Source organism: Chryseobacterium sp. 27AL, from assembly GCF_057815395.1.
The window spans coordinates 1-15,432 of sequence record NZ_JBYRIW010000015.1; the positions used below are offsets into that span (position 1 = coordinate 1).

Annotated in this window: 9 protein-coding genes, 1 tRNA gene and 2 pseudogenes; 7 read left to right on the forward strand and 5 right to left on the reverse strand. The window is 39.1% G+C overall.

Annotation, left to right across the window (positions count from 1 at the left end; all coding sequences use genetic code 11):
* Positions 1-79: 79 nt before the first annotated feature.
* A tRNA-Asp gene (locus tag AC3WV0_RS15860) sits at positions 80-153 on the reverse strand.
* Between the two features lie 293 nt (positions 154-446).
* Positions 447-572: pseudogene (locus tag AC3WV0_RS15865) on the reverse strand (helix-turn-helix domain-containing protein); the annotation flags it as partial.
* A gap of 304 nt (positions 573-876) precedes the next feature.
* Between AC3WV0_RS15865 and AC3WV0_RS15870 the strand changes: the two are divergent.
* Positions 877-1,518 (forward strand): alanyl-tRNA editing protein, encoded by a 642-nt coding sequence (locus AC3WV0_RS15870; RefSeq protein ID WP_488847064.1) that lies wholly within the window; start codon positions 877-879, stop codon positions 1,516-1,518.
* 263 nt (positions 1,519-1,781) lie between these two features.
* Here the strand turns inward: AC3WV0_RS15870 and AC3WV0_RS15875 are convergent, their stop codons facing one another.
* Complete coding sequence (locus AC3WV0_RS15875) at positions 1,782-3,518, reverse strand: APC family permease (RefSeq protein WP_488847065.1); 1,737 nt, start codon at positions 3,516-3,518, stop codon at positions 1,782-1,784.
* Between the two features lie 230 nt (positions 3,519-3,748).
* Here AC3WV0_RS15875 and nhaA point away from each other — a divergent pair, with 230 nt between their 5' ends.
* Positions 3,749-5,074, forward strand: coding sequence for a Na+/H+ antiporter NhaA (nhaA, locus tag AC3WV0_RS15880; protein ID WP_488847066.1), 1,326 nt, complete (start codon positions 3,749-3,751; stop codon positions 5,072-5,074).
* Between the two features lie 6 nt (positions 5,075-5,080).
* On the forward strand, positions 5,081-6,370 hold the full coding sequence (locus tag AC3WV0_RS15885) for a DUF389 domain-containing protein (protein WP_488847067.1): 1,290 nt from the start codon (positions 5,081-5,083) through the stop codon (positions 6,368-6,370).
* A gap of 72 nt (positions 6,371-6,442) precedes the next feature.
* On the opposite strand, the gene AC3WV0_RS15890 is transcribed toward AC3WV0_RS15885, so the two are convergent.
* Positions 6,443-8,464 (reverse strand): BCCT family transporter, encoded by a 2,022-nt coding sequence (locus tag AC3WV0_RS15890; protein ID WP_488847068.1) that lies wholly within the window; start codon positions 8,462-8,464, stop codon positions 6,443-6,445.
* A gap of 374 nt (positions 8,465-8,838) precedes the next feature.
* Positions 8,839-9,225, reverse strand: a complete 387-nt coding sequence (locus AC3WV0_RS15895) for a Fur family transcriptional regulator (protein WP_488847069.1) — start codon at positions 9,223-9,225, stop codon at positions 8,839-8,841.
* A 70-nt stretch (positions 9,226-9,295) separates the two neighbouring features.
* Between AC3WV0_RS15895 and AC3WV0_RS15900 the strand changes: the two genes are divergently transcribed.
* The 4 genes and pseudogenes from AC3WV0_RS15900 (at position 9,296) to AC3WV0_RS15915 (ending at position 15,431) form a co-directional block, all read left to right on the forward strand.
* Positions 9,296-9,634, forward strand: coding sequence for a MerC domain-containing protein (locus AC3WV0_RS15900; RefSeq protein WP_488847070.1), 339 nt, complete (start codon positions 9,296-9,298; stop codon positions 9,632-9,634).
* A 100-nt stretch (positions 9,635-9,734) separates the two neighbouring features.
* Positions 9,735-10,937 (forward strand): GTP-binding protein, encoded by a 1,203-nt coding sequence (locus tag AC3WV0_RS15905; protein WP_488847071.1) that lies wholly within the window; start codon positions 9,735-9,737, stop codon positions 10,935-10,937.
* 83 nt (positions 10,938-11,020) lie between these two features.
* A pseudogene (locus AC3WV0_RS15910) lies at positions 11,021-12,431 on the forward strand (alkaline phosphatase).
* A 681-nt stretch (positions 12,432-13,112) separates the two neighbouring features.
* Positions 13,113-15,431, forward strand: a complete 2,319-nt coding sequence (locus tag AC3WV0_RS15915) for a TonB-dependent siderophore receptor (RefSeq protein ID WP_488847072.1) — start codon at positions 13,113-13,115, stop codon at positions 15,429-15,431.
* Position 15,432: the final 1 nt, after the last annotated feature.

Genomic DNA, 15,432 nt, shown 5'->3' on the forward strand with positions numbered 1-15,432 from the left:
TTTTGTTTAAATCTAGTGGAGCGAAATTTTATTACAAAATAAAAAAACCTGCATTATTACAATACAGGTTTGATATTTGCGATCCGGACGGGACTCGAACCCGCGACCTCCGCCGTGACAGGGCGGCATTCTAACCAGCTGAACTACCGGATCAATTTTTTTTAAAGAATTGAGAAACTTCAGCGATCCGGACGGGATATATCTTTATGAAAAAACTTCCTATCCATAAGCTTTACACTATTCTCTTGTTATTGCGTAACTGAATGGGTTACTTTATAGAACAAGATTTAAATAGTGTTTGTTTTTACCTGTGCAAATATAGGGCTTTTTTTAGTTTTTGCAAAAAAAATACGTTTTATTAAATAAAAACTCCTGTAATAGTCACATTATCAAGAAAAAAAATTAGAGTGCTTTGCAGGCATAAATATTCACATAAGTGATAACCTTTAATTTTTTTTTAATACCCTGTTCAGGCTTCTAACGGTAACACCAAGATAAGAAGCCATATCTTCTTTTGAAATAACAATTTCCTGTTTAGATTGCAGTTCCAAGAGCTTACCCAAACTATGCTCATAGTAAATACCTGACATAAGAAATAAATCAGGCCATACAGAATGTTGTATTAATGCGAAAGATTTTCAGTTCAGTCCAACATCATCCATAGATATTGATCAATCGCTTTCCCGTCTAATTCGACAGTATCAAATTCATTCAGGGAAAACCTTTAACTGTACTCCTTTAAATTAACAAAAATTGTATCTGTACTTATATGTCTATTTTACATTACTTTGTGTTATAATTTGTTCTTGCTACGGCAAATTAAATTCCACTATCAGTATACGATAATTATTAAGAATAGAATAATAAATGATCACTATGGCAGTAAGAAAAATTTTTTGGGAGGATCCTTACCGAACTGAGTTGACAACGAGTGTTACCGGCATATCCGGCAACGTGATAACATTAAAGGAAACAATTGCATATGCATTTTCTGGCGGCCAACAGTCGGACGAAGGCACCATCAACGGATTTAAAATCGTTAAGGCACAAAAACTGGGTAAAGAAATATTCTACACGATTGACGAAGGACACAACCTAAAACCTAATGACATCGTACACTTAAAAATTGATTGGGATAAGCGCTATAAAATTATGAAGCTTCACTTTGCAGCAGAAATAGTCTTAGAACTTGTCAATCAGCACTTCGGCAGACCACAAAAAATCGGCGCAAACATAACATCTGAAAAATCAAGAATCGACTTTATATGGCCAAATGATATTTCGGAAATATTTCCTGTTCTGGAGCAAAAGCTTAATGATCTCATCCAGTCTGATAAAGTTATTATAAGTGCATTCAGTGACGAAGCGGAAGAAATACGATATTGGAGAATTGACGGTTTTGGACAAGTCGCCTGTGGTGGAACGCATATATTAAAGACGGGTGAAATAGGTTCTTTACGACTCCAAAGGCGCGGACAGGGAAAAAACAAGGAACGAATAGAAATTTATTTGGCTTAAATAAATAAGGTGCAAATAGTTTTCATAACCTCACAATTTCAAAAATATAGCTAATTCACTACTTCGCATTACATAAAATAATCAAAATAGATCATCCCAAATCTTCAATGTTATAAAGAATAAGAGCAGGTCTATCGAGAACCTTATCGAAAAAAATGGAAGAATTGTCGGCATGAGAGCGGCAATGGCATATGGTATCATAATCCGGTTTGTTGTTGATTACAATATAAAAAGAATTAAGCATTGATGTGCCCGGGATTAACTTACAGTATAAGCCTTACGCCTCCTAACTCGTCAACCCTGTAACTGAACCTCTCCCCGGGACTGCTGATAAACATAAAGTTTTTGGGAACTTGCCATTTCTCACTCAGTTCATCTACAAGTTCAGGCGTAAATTTACCAACCAAAGTAATATATTCCATGTCAACGTCCGGATATGCCCTGTCTAAAACTTCAAAATCGGCAAGAAACTTAGGATCAGGAGTTTGCTCCTTTTCGAGAACGGTAACGATTTTCATTCTATTTGTTACTTCATTTTCGTGAAGATACATCATTACCTTATTTAAAGTTGCTATATCATCTCCTTTAGAAAAGAATACGAAATTCTGCTCATAAAGTTTTTTAAGTTTCCGGTTCAGGAACCGCTGTCTGGTGACGGTATATTTTTTATATCCCCGGGATACAGACTCCAGCATATTGACTACAAAATGCATGATATCTTTCCTCATCAACATCGCTAGAATAATAAGGACCGAAGGAATAAAATACTGGAGAAAGGTGACCAGATACTGAGGCTTGGTCTTGATATTGCCATAGAGTGCAATAATGATGGCAAATAATGCGATCACCACAGCACCGGGCCGTGCGTTTTCAGGCCGTGGAAGACGTGAGCGCCTGAGTTTCAAAAGAATATTACCCAAAGCAAATGAGGCCATCACAGTTAAGAAAGACAACGCATATACGGCTGCCAAAGGCCCCAACTGCCCACGCGTTACTAACAGCACTGAGCAGCAGAGAAGAAAAAATAAAATCAGAATCCTGTATGTGCTTCCCCTTTTATTTTCTTTCAGAAAGTAATTGGGAAGTATCCTGTCCAGAGTCATTCTTTTGATCAATCCGTTTACTCCGACAAAAGAGGTAAGAACAGCACCGCTCAAAACAGACACGGCATTGATTGAAATAATAGTAGCCAGCCATTTACCACCTGTCAGTGTTCCCACATAGCTCAGAAAAGAATTCTGATGAGATTCCACTTCAGCAACCGGAATGATGCATATTGCAAGAAAGGCGAGCAGGGGATTCAGGATAGAAACAGCTATCCACATATTTCTCAAAGTCTTGGAAAACACTCCTCTTTTTTGTTCTTCGACGAAATTTGAAGAGCTTTCAAAACCTGAAATACCTAGCATTGCTGCTGAAAAACCAAAAAAGATAGCCGTCATAATGCTTCCATTTCTTACCGGCAGATGAAAGTTATCTGCCAAGATTGCAAAGCCGTTTTCAAAAACAAAATACACACACGAGCCAATGAGAAGAGCCATGGTCGCAAGGTGAAATATAAAGATGACTAATGCCACAACCGCACTTTCGGAGATCCCCAGAATAGTAAGTCCTAAAAATACAAGCAGCAGAACGAACGTAGCAATATTAACATTAAAAAACGGTAAGATATGATGGAGATAATGCATCGCTTCACTAGAAGAAATAACTGCAGTTGCCATATATGATAATATGGTTAGACAGGCTGCGACGGACGCATTGCTTTTGGAAGTGGTGTTCAGCAATACGTTGTAAGCACCACCATTTAGAGGAAGTGCCCCTACAACCTCTCCATAGATTTTTCTGAACAGATATAATACTGCCGCAACGAGCAAAAGAGCGATCCAGGCATATTGGCCTGCTGCAACGATTGCCAAAGCAGAAACATATAAACAGGAAGAAGTGATATCGTTTCCGCAAATTGCGGTGGCATACCATTCGCCAAGTTTTTTTGTAGACATGATCCTTAATTTGTTGTTTTGGAATTGTAATATTATAAATTAATTTATTGCTGTTGTTATTTTTTATTACAAAATTTTTTTTTAAATTTTAATTTTGCAACAATTTCAAAATCATGACTTTCCCGGCATTCCCGAGATCCGATAACCTTTGATATACCAATATGACATTGCAATAACCATGAAATCATCTGCGAATATTGTAAATTTACATCTTACAAAATAAATAAACAATGAGTAATGGCTATAATCAAAAACCGATAGACAGGATCGTGCAGCCTATGCAGAGATTCATCCAGCAGGAGCGATCCGGAGGTCTATTGCTGGGGATCAGTGTTATTTTGGCCCTTTTACTGGCCAATACACCTCTGTCTTCTGGTTATCATGAAGTTCTCCAACAGTCTTTGGGATTCCGGTGGAACGACGAAACCTATTTTGACTACACCATTCACCACTGGATTAATGACGGTCTCATGTCTATTTTTTTCTTCGTGGTGGGATTAGAACTGAAAAGGGAAATCATCGGGGGAGAGCTTTCGAATGTCAGAAAAGCTCTTTTGCCCATTGTGGCCGCAGTAGGCGGTATGGTCATGCCTGCCATCATCTATCTTCTTTTTAATCCTTCAGGTGAACCCCACAAAGGCTGGGGAATACCAATGGCCACCGATATTGCTTTTGCATTAGGAGTTCTTTATCTTCTGGGAAAAAAGATCCCGCTGGCTCTTAAAGTTTTTTTAACGGCCCTGGCCATTGTCGATGATCTGGGAGCTGTCCTTGTCATTGCATTTTTCTATACCGCAGAAATCAATATCACTTTTTTATTGGCAGGACTTTTCGTTTTAGCTTTAATGTATTTAGGAAATAAGCTTGGCGTAAGATCAATCATTTTCTATGCAGTGCTGGGAATTGGCGGAGTCTGGACGTGCTTTCTGGTTTCGGGTGTACATGCAACGATAGCCGCTGTACTCGCTGCATTTACGATACCTGCCGATGTAAAGATCAGAGAAAACATTTTTATTGCGAAAATTAATTCCTACCTGGAACGATTTAAAAATATTGATCCTGACGAAAACACACCTACCCTCACCAATGAACAGTTGCATGTGCTGGAAAAAATGAACGAAGCGACTTTGGCCGCCACTCCTCCACTGCAGAGGCTGGAACATGCTATGCATCCTGCTGTGTCATTCCTTATCATTCCCGTCTTTGCCATTGCAAATGCCGGTGTTTCCTTGAGTATTGATATGGAAAGTCTTTTTAACAACAATATTGCGTTAGGTACTGCTTTAGGTCTTCTGATTGGTAAAGTAGTAGGAATTGTAGGATTCAGTGTGGTCTTTATCAAACTGAAAATCGCAAAAGTACCCGATGGTATGACGATTAAAAACCTGTTCGGGTTAGGTTTTTTAGCTTCCATAGGATTTACCATGTCGCTTTTTGTCACCTCACTGGCTTTTAGTCTTGAAGAGTACCAGACACAGGCAAAAATCGGTATATTTGCTGCGTCACTCATCGGTGGAATTATAGGGTATATAATCCTCAACCGTTCTGCAAAATAAGTACGGATGATCAGAAATATTTTCAATTTTATCAACCTTCACAATGGTGAAGAAAGAAAAGACAAGGTTCTTGAGAATGTGATATCCAATATCTCTTTTCGCGGTTCAAATCTGTGGATACTGGCATGTGCTATCATTATAGCTTCTATCGGGCTCAATGTTAATTCAACGGCAGTAATTATAGGGGCGATGCTTATTTCTCCGCTGATGGGACCGATTGTGGGTGCAGGATTTGCTCTTGGAACCTACAATTTCTCGCTGCTTAAAAAGTCCTTCAAAAATCTTCTCATCGCTACCTTTGTAAGTCTTACAGTATCTGCGATCTATTTTTATGTAAGTCCGTTCAAGGATGTGCAGTCCGAACTGTTGGCAAGGACAGCGCCTAACATATATGATGTTCTTATCGCATTTTTTGGAGGATTGGTCGGTGTAATCGCTATCACAAGAGTTGAAAAGGGCAATCCCATTCCGGGAGTAGCCATTGCCACCGCATTGATGCCCCCATTATGTACCGCAGGTTTTGGATTGGCAACTTTGAATTTTTCGTATTTTTTTGGGGCATTTTACCTCTATACCATTAATTGTTTTTTTATCTGTATTGCTACATTTTTTGTCGTAAAGTTTCTTCAGTACCCTTCTTCGCTGATAGACAGCAAATATGAAAAGAGAATCCGATACGGCATTTCGGTCTTAATCATTGTCATGATTGTACCAAGCTTCTATCTGGCATATAATCTGTTCAATGAGAAGAAATTTACCAAGACAGCTGAGCAGTTTGTCCAGAAAGAATTTGAAAATAACGGCTATACAGTAATCTACAAAAAGATTAACTATAATTCAAGCCCCAAAACCATCGATCTGGCTTTTCTCAACAAAAAGTTTACCGACAAGGAAATTGCTTCTTTTAATAAAATGCTGGCAGATAATGGTCTTACAGACACCCGGCTTACCATACGGCAGAACGATACCGATATCAAGTCTGAAATTTTAAATGAGATCAATAAGTTTGACAGTAATATTTCCGAAAAAGATATTGCCATTTCGAAACTCAGACAGGAACTTGATAACTATAAAGTAGCGGACTCAACCCTTCTACAGGAAATAAAGATCCTCTATCCTGACATTGGTAATATTGAGTACGGAAAAATCGAGCAATATCCTGGTACAGACAGTGCAAGGCTTCAATTTACAATGCTGTATTCCGGCAAGGATATCAACAAGGATCAGCTTGTGCGTTGGCTGCAGAAAAGGATTCATGAAAAAAACATACGGATTATTAATACGGAAGCGGATTAAATGAATAATTTTTTTTCCGTTATATCATGGTAAGCTTAATAGTTTCATGTTTTCATAATTTCTGCTCTACTTTTATTTAAAGCGGTGATTGGCATCACTGCTTATAAACATGGTATTCTTTTCTTCAGAAACGATATCTATAAAACGTTCATAATGTTTTAATACATCTGAGATAAGCTCATTCTTCGTAAACAGTTTGATGTCGTACCCCTCCCTGTTGTCGCCAAAATAGGATTTCGGATAATACACCAGCCCTTCGTCTGAATCCGGTAAGTTCTCTTCATTTAACAGATATTCTGACAACATTTTTGATTCTTTTTTCACACCATATTTAAAGTTATTGATGACCCCATACTTTATCTCAATTTCAATACTTTGCGGACTATTCTGCGAATTGATTTTAGCCTCAATACCATTCTTTGAAAACTCCTCCATCAGTTCTTCAAATGCATGCTGAACCGTAGTTTTGATGTACAGTTCTGTGGATTTTTCATCATTGAATGATACGATTTGCCTCAGCCGCTCTTTCCAGTGCTCTCCTGACCAGGGAACGGTAGTTGAAGAAAAATCTTTTTCGTAATAACCTTTGTCAATGATCAGTGCTTTCGTGAGACTTACAATAAATAAAAGCATAATAATTGAAAACGGCAGCGCGGTAATGAGTGTCATGCTTTGCAGAGCCGCCAAACCTCCGGCGTTCAGAAGCATTAATGCCAGTACTGCGAGAAGTATACCCCAACCAACAGTTTGCCATTTCGGTGATATTCTGGCATTTTTAGTAGCAATGCTGTTCATTACGAAAATGCCACTATCTGCTGAAGTTACAAAGAAAATAATGATGATGCTGATCACAAGGAAACTGATGGCTTTTGTAAGAGGAAGATAATCAAGAAACTGAAACATCAGCCCATCAGGATCATTGGCCATTTTGCTCAAATAGCCATTGGCCATATTCATATCAAACCAGATGGCGCTGTTTCCAAAAACTGACATCCATATAAAATTGAAAAGCGTAGGCAGAATCAATACGGCAGCTACAAACTCTCTTATAGTTCTTCCTTTTGATATTCTTGCAATGAAGAGTCCCACGTATGGAGACCATGAGATCCACCAGGCCCAGTATAAGATCGTCCAGTCATAAAACCAGCTCTGGGTATTCTCCTCATACACATGGGTATTGAAAGTAAGGCTGAAAAAACTATTGATGTAGGTTCCTATTCCTTCAGTAAAACTCCCGATCAGATAAACCGTAGGCCCAAGCATGAGCACAAACAGCAGCAGGATTACCACCGCAATAATATTGATATTACTCAAAATCCTGACGCCTTTATCCAATCCTGATACCGCAGAAAAGATTGCTAACGAAACCAAAACGGCTACAATAAGAACCTGGTAAGGAAAACTGGTTTCCGGTAAAATGTGTAACGTCACAAGACCCGAGTTGATCTGTACAACGCCAAATCCCAGAGTTGTCGTAATTCCGAAAAATGTGCTGCATAAAGCAAAAACATCAATAAGGTTCCCCCATTTTCCTTTAATCCTATCTTTAAGCAAAGGATAAAAGCAGCTTCTTAAAGACAAGGGCAACCTGTAGCGGTACGAGAAATAGGCAAGCGCAAGACCTACCACGCCATAGATAGCCCATGCATGGATGCCCCAGTGAAAAAAAGTATACAGCTGCGCATTCTGAGCCCTTTGAACCGGTGATTTAGAAGAAAATATTTCATTAGAATAATGCTGCATCGGCTCCGCAACACTGAAATACATTAAGCCAATACCCATTCCCGCTGCAAAAAGCATTGACATCCAGGAAAAGAAGCTATAATTTGGTTTACTGTCATTCCTGCCAAGCCGTATATTTCCGTACTTGCTGGCCATAATATACACCAGGAATATGACAAACAAGGTCACCGACCAGACATACACCCAATTAAGATTAACAAAGATAAAGTTCTTGACGATATTGAGCATATTCTCCGTAACGTCTGGGTAAACAGCCGATAAAAGGCAAACTCCGATGATAAAAAAAAGACTGGGAATGGTTATGCCTTTTTTGAGAGTAGTTCTGATTTTCAAATTCTGTAAAACGTCCATTTCATAAAGTTAAAGGAAAAACTGTTAAAATCCCACATTTTTTACAATAAGTCTGTTTTAAACTTTATATAACCACAAACCAAACGTTCGACGTAGTCAAAAGTCACAAAAGATGAGCTTAGCTTTTATTTAAAGTTGATGAATACACATAAAAAAAAGGTTACAGTAGTTAAAAAATCTTCGATTTTTATTCTTTTGAGAACTTTGAATATACTAATCATTGCGGTGTGATTATCTTTTGAGACTTTTGCGGTTAATTCTGAAATTAGTTTAAACAGTTTTAATAAGGATATTTAGAAATAAAAAACATAATACCCAAATATGATATCAGTTTGGGTAAAAAAATTTCAGTATAATCATTAAAATGTATGTAACTAATCAAGGCTGCATTTATCACAGCGGCCACTTAGCACAAAATTATATTGCCTGATGAGAAAGTTTGCCGGCATTTTAATCTCCGGAACGACATTTTCAATGCACGTTACAGATTTGCAGTTTTCGCAGTAAAAATGTACGTGATTGTGATAATGCTTTGTATGTGAGCAACTGTTGCATTTAGCAAAATTGACCACCCCATCCACATTTACAATCTTATGAACTTTTCCTTCTTCTTCCAGCCTTTCAAGAACCCTGTAAATAGTTACCCGGTTACACAGGTCACCAAGTTTGCCCTGAATATCCGAATGCGACAATGCCGTTTGAGATTCGCTGATAATTCGTAAAATCTCTGTTTTGGCCTGTGTGCTTCTTGTCTGTTTCATAAATTAATGCAACAAAGTTGCGTTATTAAAATTTATTGTCTACTTTTGCAACAAAGTTACAATAAGAATTATGAAAACAAAAATATTAGATTACATAGGTCTTTCCGCAGCAGTTTTATGCCTAATCCACTGTATTCTATTTCCTTTAATAATGGTTATCCCATTGGGAATCTCTCACAATCCGCTTATTGATACATTATTTCTCATCATAGGATCAACAGTCGTTTTCAGAATTACAAAAAATATTGAACTTGTCTGGCTGAAAGTTCTTTTCTGGACTTCCATTGCGCTGATCGCTATCTCTATCTTGCTGGATTTTATTTTCCATATTCATTCAGAACTGATTTTTATTGGCGCTGCCGGATTAATCACCGCCCATATTATCAATTTTAAAAAACATAAACATTAATTGTAAGCAATACAGATCAGTTATAATCGATCCTCCCTATTAATAAACAACAGAGTATAAATAATTAATTGTTTTATATATTTAAAATAAATTCTTATCAATGCAAAATAGAATTCCTGTCACCGTTCTGAGCGGTTTTTTAGGCGCCGGTAAAACTACCTTGCTGAACCATATTCTTCACAATAAAGACAATCTGAAGGTTGCAGTCATTGTAAATGATATGAGTGAGGTTAATATTGATGCAAATCTGATCAGAAACCAGAATTCGCTTTCCCGTACCGAAGAGAGACTGGTGGAAATGAGCAACGGCTGCATATGCTGTACACTTAGAGACGACCTTTTAGTTGAAGTGGAACGTCTTGCCAAAGAAAACCGTTTCGATTATCTTCTGATCGAAGGCACCGGAATTGCAGAGCCTTTGCCTATAGCCCAGACCTTTTCCTATATCGATGAAGAAAGCGGTATAAACCTTTCAAATTTCAGCTATATTGATACAATGGTTACCGTTGTAGACTGTCACAATTTTTTCAGGGATTTCGGGACCAGTGAACTACTGACAGACCGTGAACTTACCGACATCGAAGGTGACTACAGAACAATCGTCAATCTGCTGACCGATCAGGTGGAATTTGCCAATGTCATTATCCTTAATAAAACCGATCTGGTAACGGTAGAAAGCGTGGATTTTCTGGAAGCTGCGATAAAAAAACTCAATCCGGACGCAAAATTCATTAAAGCCGAATTCGGAAAAGTAAATCCAAAAGAGATCCTGAATACCGGTCTTTTTGATTTTGAAACCGCACAGGTATCTGCAGGATGGCAAAAGGAACTTCAAAAAGACCACCATACGCCTGAAACCGAGGAATATGGCCTCAGCTCTTTTGTTTTCCGACACAAGAAGCCCTTCCATCCTATGCGTTTCTGGAATTATCTCAATCATCAGTATCCCACGGGTGTTATCCGTGCCAAAGGATTGTTTTGGCTGGCCTCCAGACCCGATGATGCACTCAATTTTTCGCAGGCAGGCGGTTCTTTCCGTCTGGAAAAAGCGGGGGTATGGTGGTGCAGTATGCCCATGAGCCAGCGAGCCATGTACCCTTCATTTGCAGAAAATCAAGATTTTATAGAAAGTAATTGGGACAAAACCTGGGGCGACAGAACCAACGAAATGGTATTTATTGGTCAGGATCTGAATAAAGAACAAATGATCATCGACCTGGAAAAATGTCTTCTGAAATACAATGAAAAATATATGTTTGATCAGAAATTATCGTTTGAAGATCCTTTCCCTAAAAATCTTTAAATAAAACAACAGCAGGGCAATTTTAATGTTAGATTAATTTACTGCAAAAAAAATATTTCTAAATTCACATCAAAATATCAGCAATGAACAGACGAAAATTCTTGAGTGGCTCTATACTTCTTACCGGAGCATTAACATTTAATCCATTCGATCTATTTGGCAGAGATCAGGAAGAAAAGTTAAGCTTTAAAGGGAAAAAGGCCAAAAACATCATCTTTATGATCAGCGACGGGATGAGTAACGGAACACTGTCCATGGCCAATCTTTATTCGAAAAATATATTGGGAAGAGAAAGCAACTGGATGAATCTCTATCTGGAAAATAAAGCTTCACGCGCTTTGATGGATACGGCTTCCAAGTTCCATCGTTACAGATTCTGCGGCAGCAAGTTCGTCTTTTGGGGGCGGGTTCCGGGTCAATAACGGCTCATTGAATGTTGGTCCGAATGGTGAACAACATCTTCCGATCTGGCAGAAATTCAAGAAAAAGGGTAAAAAGGCTGGCTGCGTTACTACGGTCACGATTACACACGCTACACCGGCAGGCTTTTGTATCAATTCGGCAAAAAGGAGCGCCGAACCGGATATTGCGGAGATGTACGCCGAATTTGGCTTTGATGTGATGATGGGTGGCGGAGACGAATTCTTCAATCCTGAAAAAAGAAAAGACAAAAAAGACATCTATTCCACCTACCGGTCAAAAGGTTATCAGATCCTGAAAGAGCGTTCCGACCTCAAGAGTGCAGACAAAACCAAACCTCTTCTGGGCATCTTCAATACAGGTGCACTTCCTTATTCCATCGACCGGAAAAATACTCCTGAATTGCAAAATACACCTACGCTTGCCGAAATGACAAAAACCGCTATTGATCACATGAAAGACCATAAGGAAGGTTTTGTGCTTCAGGTAGAAGCCGGAAAAGTAGACTGGTCTGCACACGCCAATGATATTGCAGCACTCATCCACGATCAGCTGGCCTTTGATGAAGCGATAAAAACGGTAATGGATTTTGCCGAAAAAGATGGAAATACATTGGTCATCATTACCACAGACCACGGAAATGCCAATCCGGGAACGATCTACGGCGCCGACACCACGAAAAAATTCAACAGCATCGCCAATTATAAGTTCACGAATGAATTCCTGCTGAATACCATCCACACTGATTTCAACACGCAACAGGTAAAGGACTGGATTTTTGCAAACAATCAGTTTTCACTGTCCGATGAGGAAGCCAACCACCTTCTCAACTTCTATAAAGGTCTGGAAAAAGATGAGGAAGGTCTTTACAATTATAAAAAACTGCCATACAAAGCCTTTTCCGAAATACAAAAAAAGCATGACCATGTGGGGTGGATCAGTATGGACCACAGTGGCGATTATGTGGAACTCGCCATGTACGGACCAGGCAGCGACCAGCTGAAACCGTTTATGAAGAACACCGATTTACATTATCTGATGCTGAAAGCAGCAGAGGTTGAAAATAGATTCTAGAAAGCGGCAGCTGCCACATATATTCTCCTAACCAGAACAACCTTGTGTTGAGAATACGAATTGTGATTTTTCATTTCTGTTCTTTAACGCTCAGTTACAGTTAATAGTAAATGAATTTGCTAAATAAATTTAAATATTGAAGGCCTGAGCCACTCTTTGATAGCTTTAACCAATAATATTATTTATCTTTGCCACTCTTTTATGCAAAAAACAGTAAAACTTTTTTTTGTCTTTTCGTTGTTACTGGTATTTCTTTCAAGTGTCAGTGGGATCTCTGTATCTCTTGAGCATGCAAAGCATTCAACTTCAAAGAAGGCCGGGAAGAAAAATAATAAAGAGAGAGGCGCTGTTTTATCACAGGATGATCAATGCCAGTGTGCTCTGCACCTGCAAATGAATACGGGCCTTACTCCTGAAATTCAGAATCTGGATTTTGCTTTTCAAAACACAAATTCCAGCGAAATTCCTCATATAAAATTAGTCGCATACCGCTGCCTTATCGACTTTTTCTCGTCTAGAGCCCCACCAGCCCGCTTTTCTTGATGTATAGCCGGATCATTTCCAGCTAAGACTATTATCATTCGCAGATGGTAAGATCAGCTACCAGTTTGTGGATATCTGCTTAAACGCAGAAAATATTCTTTGATCCATAGGGTGTTTTATGCCTTTTTATCTTTTTTTATGTCATTTAACTATTTTATTTCGTGGAATATTATTCATTTAATTTCCATCAGGCCTTATCGGTGGTCAGGCTTAAGCTTTCTCTTATTTTCCACAGCCGTCACCGCACAGAAGGTGAAAAAAGATTCGGTTCCGGCAACTATTCAGACGGTAGAAATTGTTGGAAGAAGATCTCAGGATTATGTTTCTGACTATTCATTTGCAGCTACAAAAATTGCGATGAAAAATAAAGATCTGCCCCTCACGCTGAATACCGTAACCAAAGAGCTTATCACCGACAGACAGGCCTTTAGGCTCGGTGACGCCCTGAAAAATGTGGCAGGAGTTTCCAATGTCAGTTTCTATAATCAGTACAGCATCAGAGGAATCAGTCAGAATGAGGAAGGCCAGATCATCAACGGTATGCGTACCAGGCAGTACTATTTTTTGCAGCCAATGACACCGCACATCGAGCGCGTAGAAGTTTTTAAAGGGCCAGCAAGTATTACCATGTCGAGTACTGATCCCGGAGGAACCATCAATATGGTAACTAAAAAGCCTTTGTCCAATCCTCGATATGAAATCAGCTTATCCGGCGGAAGTTTCGATACCTACCGCATTACTACAGATATTACCGGACCTTTGAATAAAAGCCGAACATTGCTGTACCGTTTCAACGGAGTACATCAGGATGCTAAATCTTTCCGGGATAATGTTAAAAACAATGGGATTTTGATTGCGCCATCCATTTCATTTATTCCCAATGAAAAAACCTCCGTAAACGTTGAAATGATCTTTAACAACATGAACGGTAACCTTGACCGCGGACAGCCCATATTCGGAGCTGTTGCCGGGAAAACCGATCTCAACAGTACGCCCATAAGTTTAAACCTCGGTGCACCCGGAGATTACTTTAAAACAAAGGATATGACCTTAATGGGAAGCTTGTCTCATCATTTTAATAGCAACATCAGCTTTAATGCTTCATATATGAAACAATTCTGGGATGAAGACACCCGCAAAACAAGGACGACCAACGCATTTGTGCCGGATATCAACAACCAACCGATTTCCAGCCTTGCCATGATGCAGTATCTGGAGAGAGTTCAGCATTGGAAAGTAGATAATATTAACGCCTACTTTAATTTCAATTATAAAACAGGTGCATTTATACATCAAACATTAACAGGATACGACAGCCATATCTGGGAGAAGAAAAGCGGAGGAAAACAGGACGCAGCAAGAGGCTTTCTTTTAAAAGACGGAAGCATATCCCCATCATACAATCCTGCAAATGCAGCTCTATACCAAACCATGGTTTACAATGGAATTACCCTTCCGAAACCTAACGTCAATCCTTTTGACCTTACGCCGGGAGCCGTAAATCATCAGGGAAGTGATTATGCCGTTTTAAACATCATTAATCCTTTACCTACCGCTTTAACGACTACCCATGCAGCGTACATACAACATTTGCTGACGTGGAAAAAATTCAAGCTTTTAGCCGGATTAAGACAGGAATGGTTCCAGGATATTACCAATTACAAAAAAACAGAAGAAAGCTCATTCAGGAATCAGAAAATGCTTTACAGGGTTGGTCTCACGTACAGCGTTACAGAAAACACCAATATCTACGGAACATACCTTACCGGTTATCAGCCGCAATCCAACACGATTTCTCTGATGCCTCAAACAGCAGGTTTCACAGGGGCAGTTTCTGCATCATTGTACAGGCCTTTGATTTCCGAATTAAAAGAACTTGGGATTAAAACGAAGCTGTTCAGAAAGATTGATGCAAGCCTTTCCCTGTATGAAATCAATCAGAAAAACATTCTGGTAAGTGCCAATAATCCTGCGGAGCCCGATCAGCTGATTCAGCGTGGTGCCGACAGAAGCCGTGGTGTTGAGGCTGAAATCACAGGATATATTCTTTCTCAATGGCATCTGTATGCCGGCTACAGTTATATTGATGCTAAAGTTTTGGATGATTCCAATCCTGCATTAATTGGTCTCGCGAAAGAAAATACATCAAAAAATTCAGTTAATATCTGGACCAGGTATAACTTCACCCACATTCAGGCTTTAAAAAACTTCGGAATCGGAGCAGGAATGCTGTACCAGAGCAAAAAAATTCCCTGGTTTACAAGAAGTTTTGAGCTTCCTGCTTATACCACTTTAGATGCAGCGATCTATTATTCTATTCCGCAAACCGGGCTTCGGCTGGCTTTGAATGTGAATAATATTGCGAACACAAAATATTGGGTTGGCGCCCAGAATTACCTGCGTCTCTTCCCCGGAACACCAAGAAATTATTTATTCACCGCAACTTATAAATTTTAAA

Excerpts from the sequence above, each read along its gene's own strand:
- nhaA (WP_488847066.1), top strand. The coding sequence starts at position 3,749 with ATGAGTAATGGCTATAATCAAAAACCGATAGACAGGATCGTGCAGCCT.
- AC3WV0_RS15875 (WP_488847065.1), bottom strand. The coding sequence starts at position 3,518 with ATGTCTACAAAAAAACTTGGCGAATGGTATGCCACCGCAATTTGCGGA.
- AC3WV0_RS15915 (WP_488847072.1), top strand. The coding sequence starts at position 13,113 with ATGTCATTTAACTATTTTATTTCGTGGAATATTATTCATTTAATTTCC.
- AC3WV0_RS15870 (WP_488847064.1), top strand. The coding sequence starts at position 877 with ATGGCAGTAAGAAAAATTTTTTGGGAGGATCCTTACCGAACTGAGTTG.
- AC3WV0_RS15885 (WP_488847067.1), top strand. The coding sequence starts at position 5,081 with ATGATCAGAAATATTTTCAATTTTATCAACCTTCACAATGGTGAAGAA.
- AC3WV0_RS15905 (WP_488847071.1), top strand. The coding sequence starts at position 9,735 with ATGCAAAATAGAATTCCTGTCACCGTTCTGAGCGGTTTTTTAGGCGCC.
- AC3WV0_RS15900 (WP_488847070.1), top strand. The coding sequence starts at position 9,296 with ATGAAAACAAAAATATTAGATTACATAGGTCTTTCCGCAGCAGTTTTA.
- AC3WV0_RS15895 (WP_488847069.1), bottom strand. The coding sequence starts at position 9,225 with ATGAAACAGACAAGAAGCACACAGGCCAAAACAGAGATTTTACGAATT.
- AC3WV0_RS15890 (WP_488847068.1), bottom strand. The coding sequence starts at position 8,464 with ATGGACGTTTTACAGAATTTGAAAATCAGAACTACTCTCAAAAAAGGC.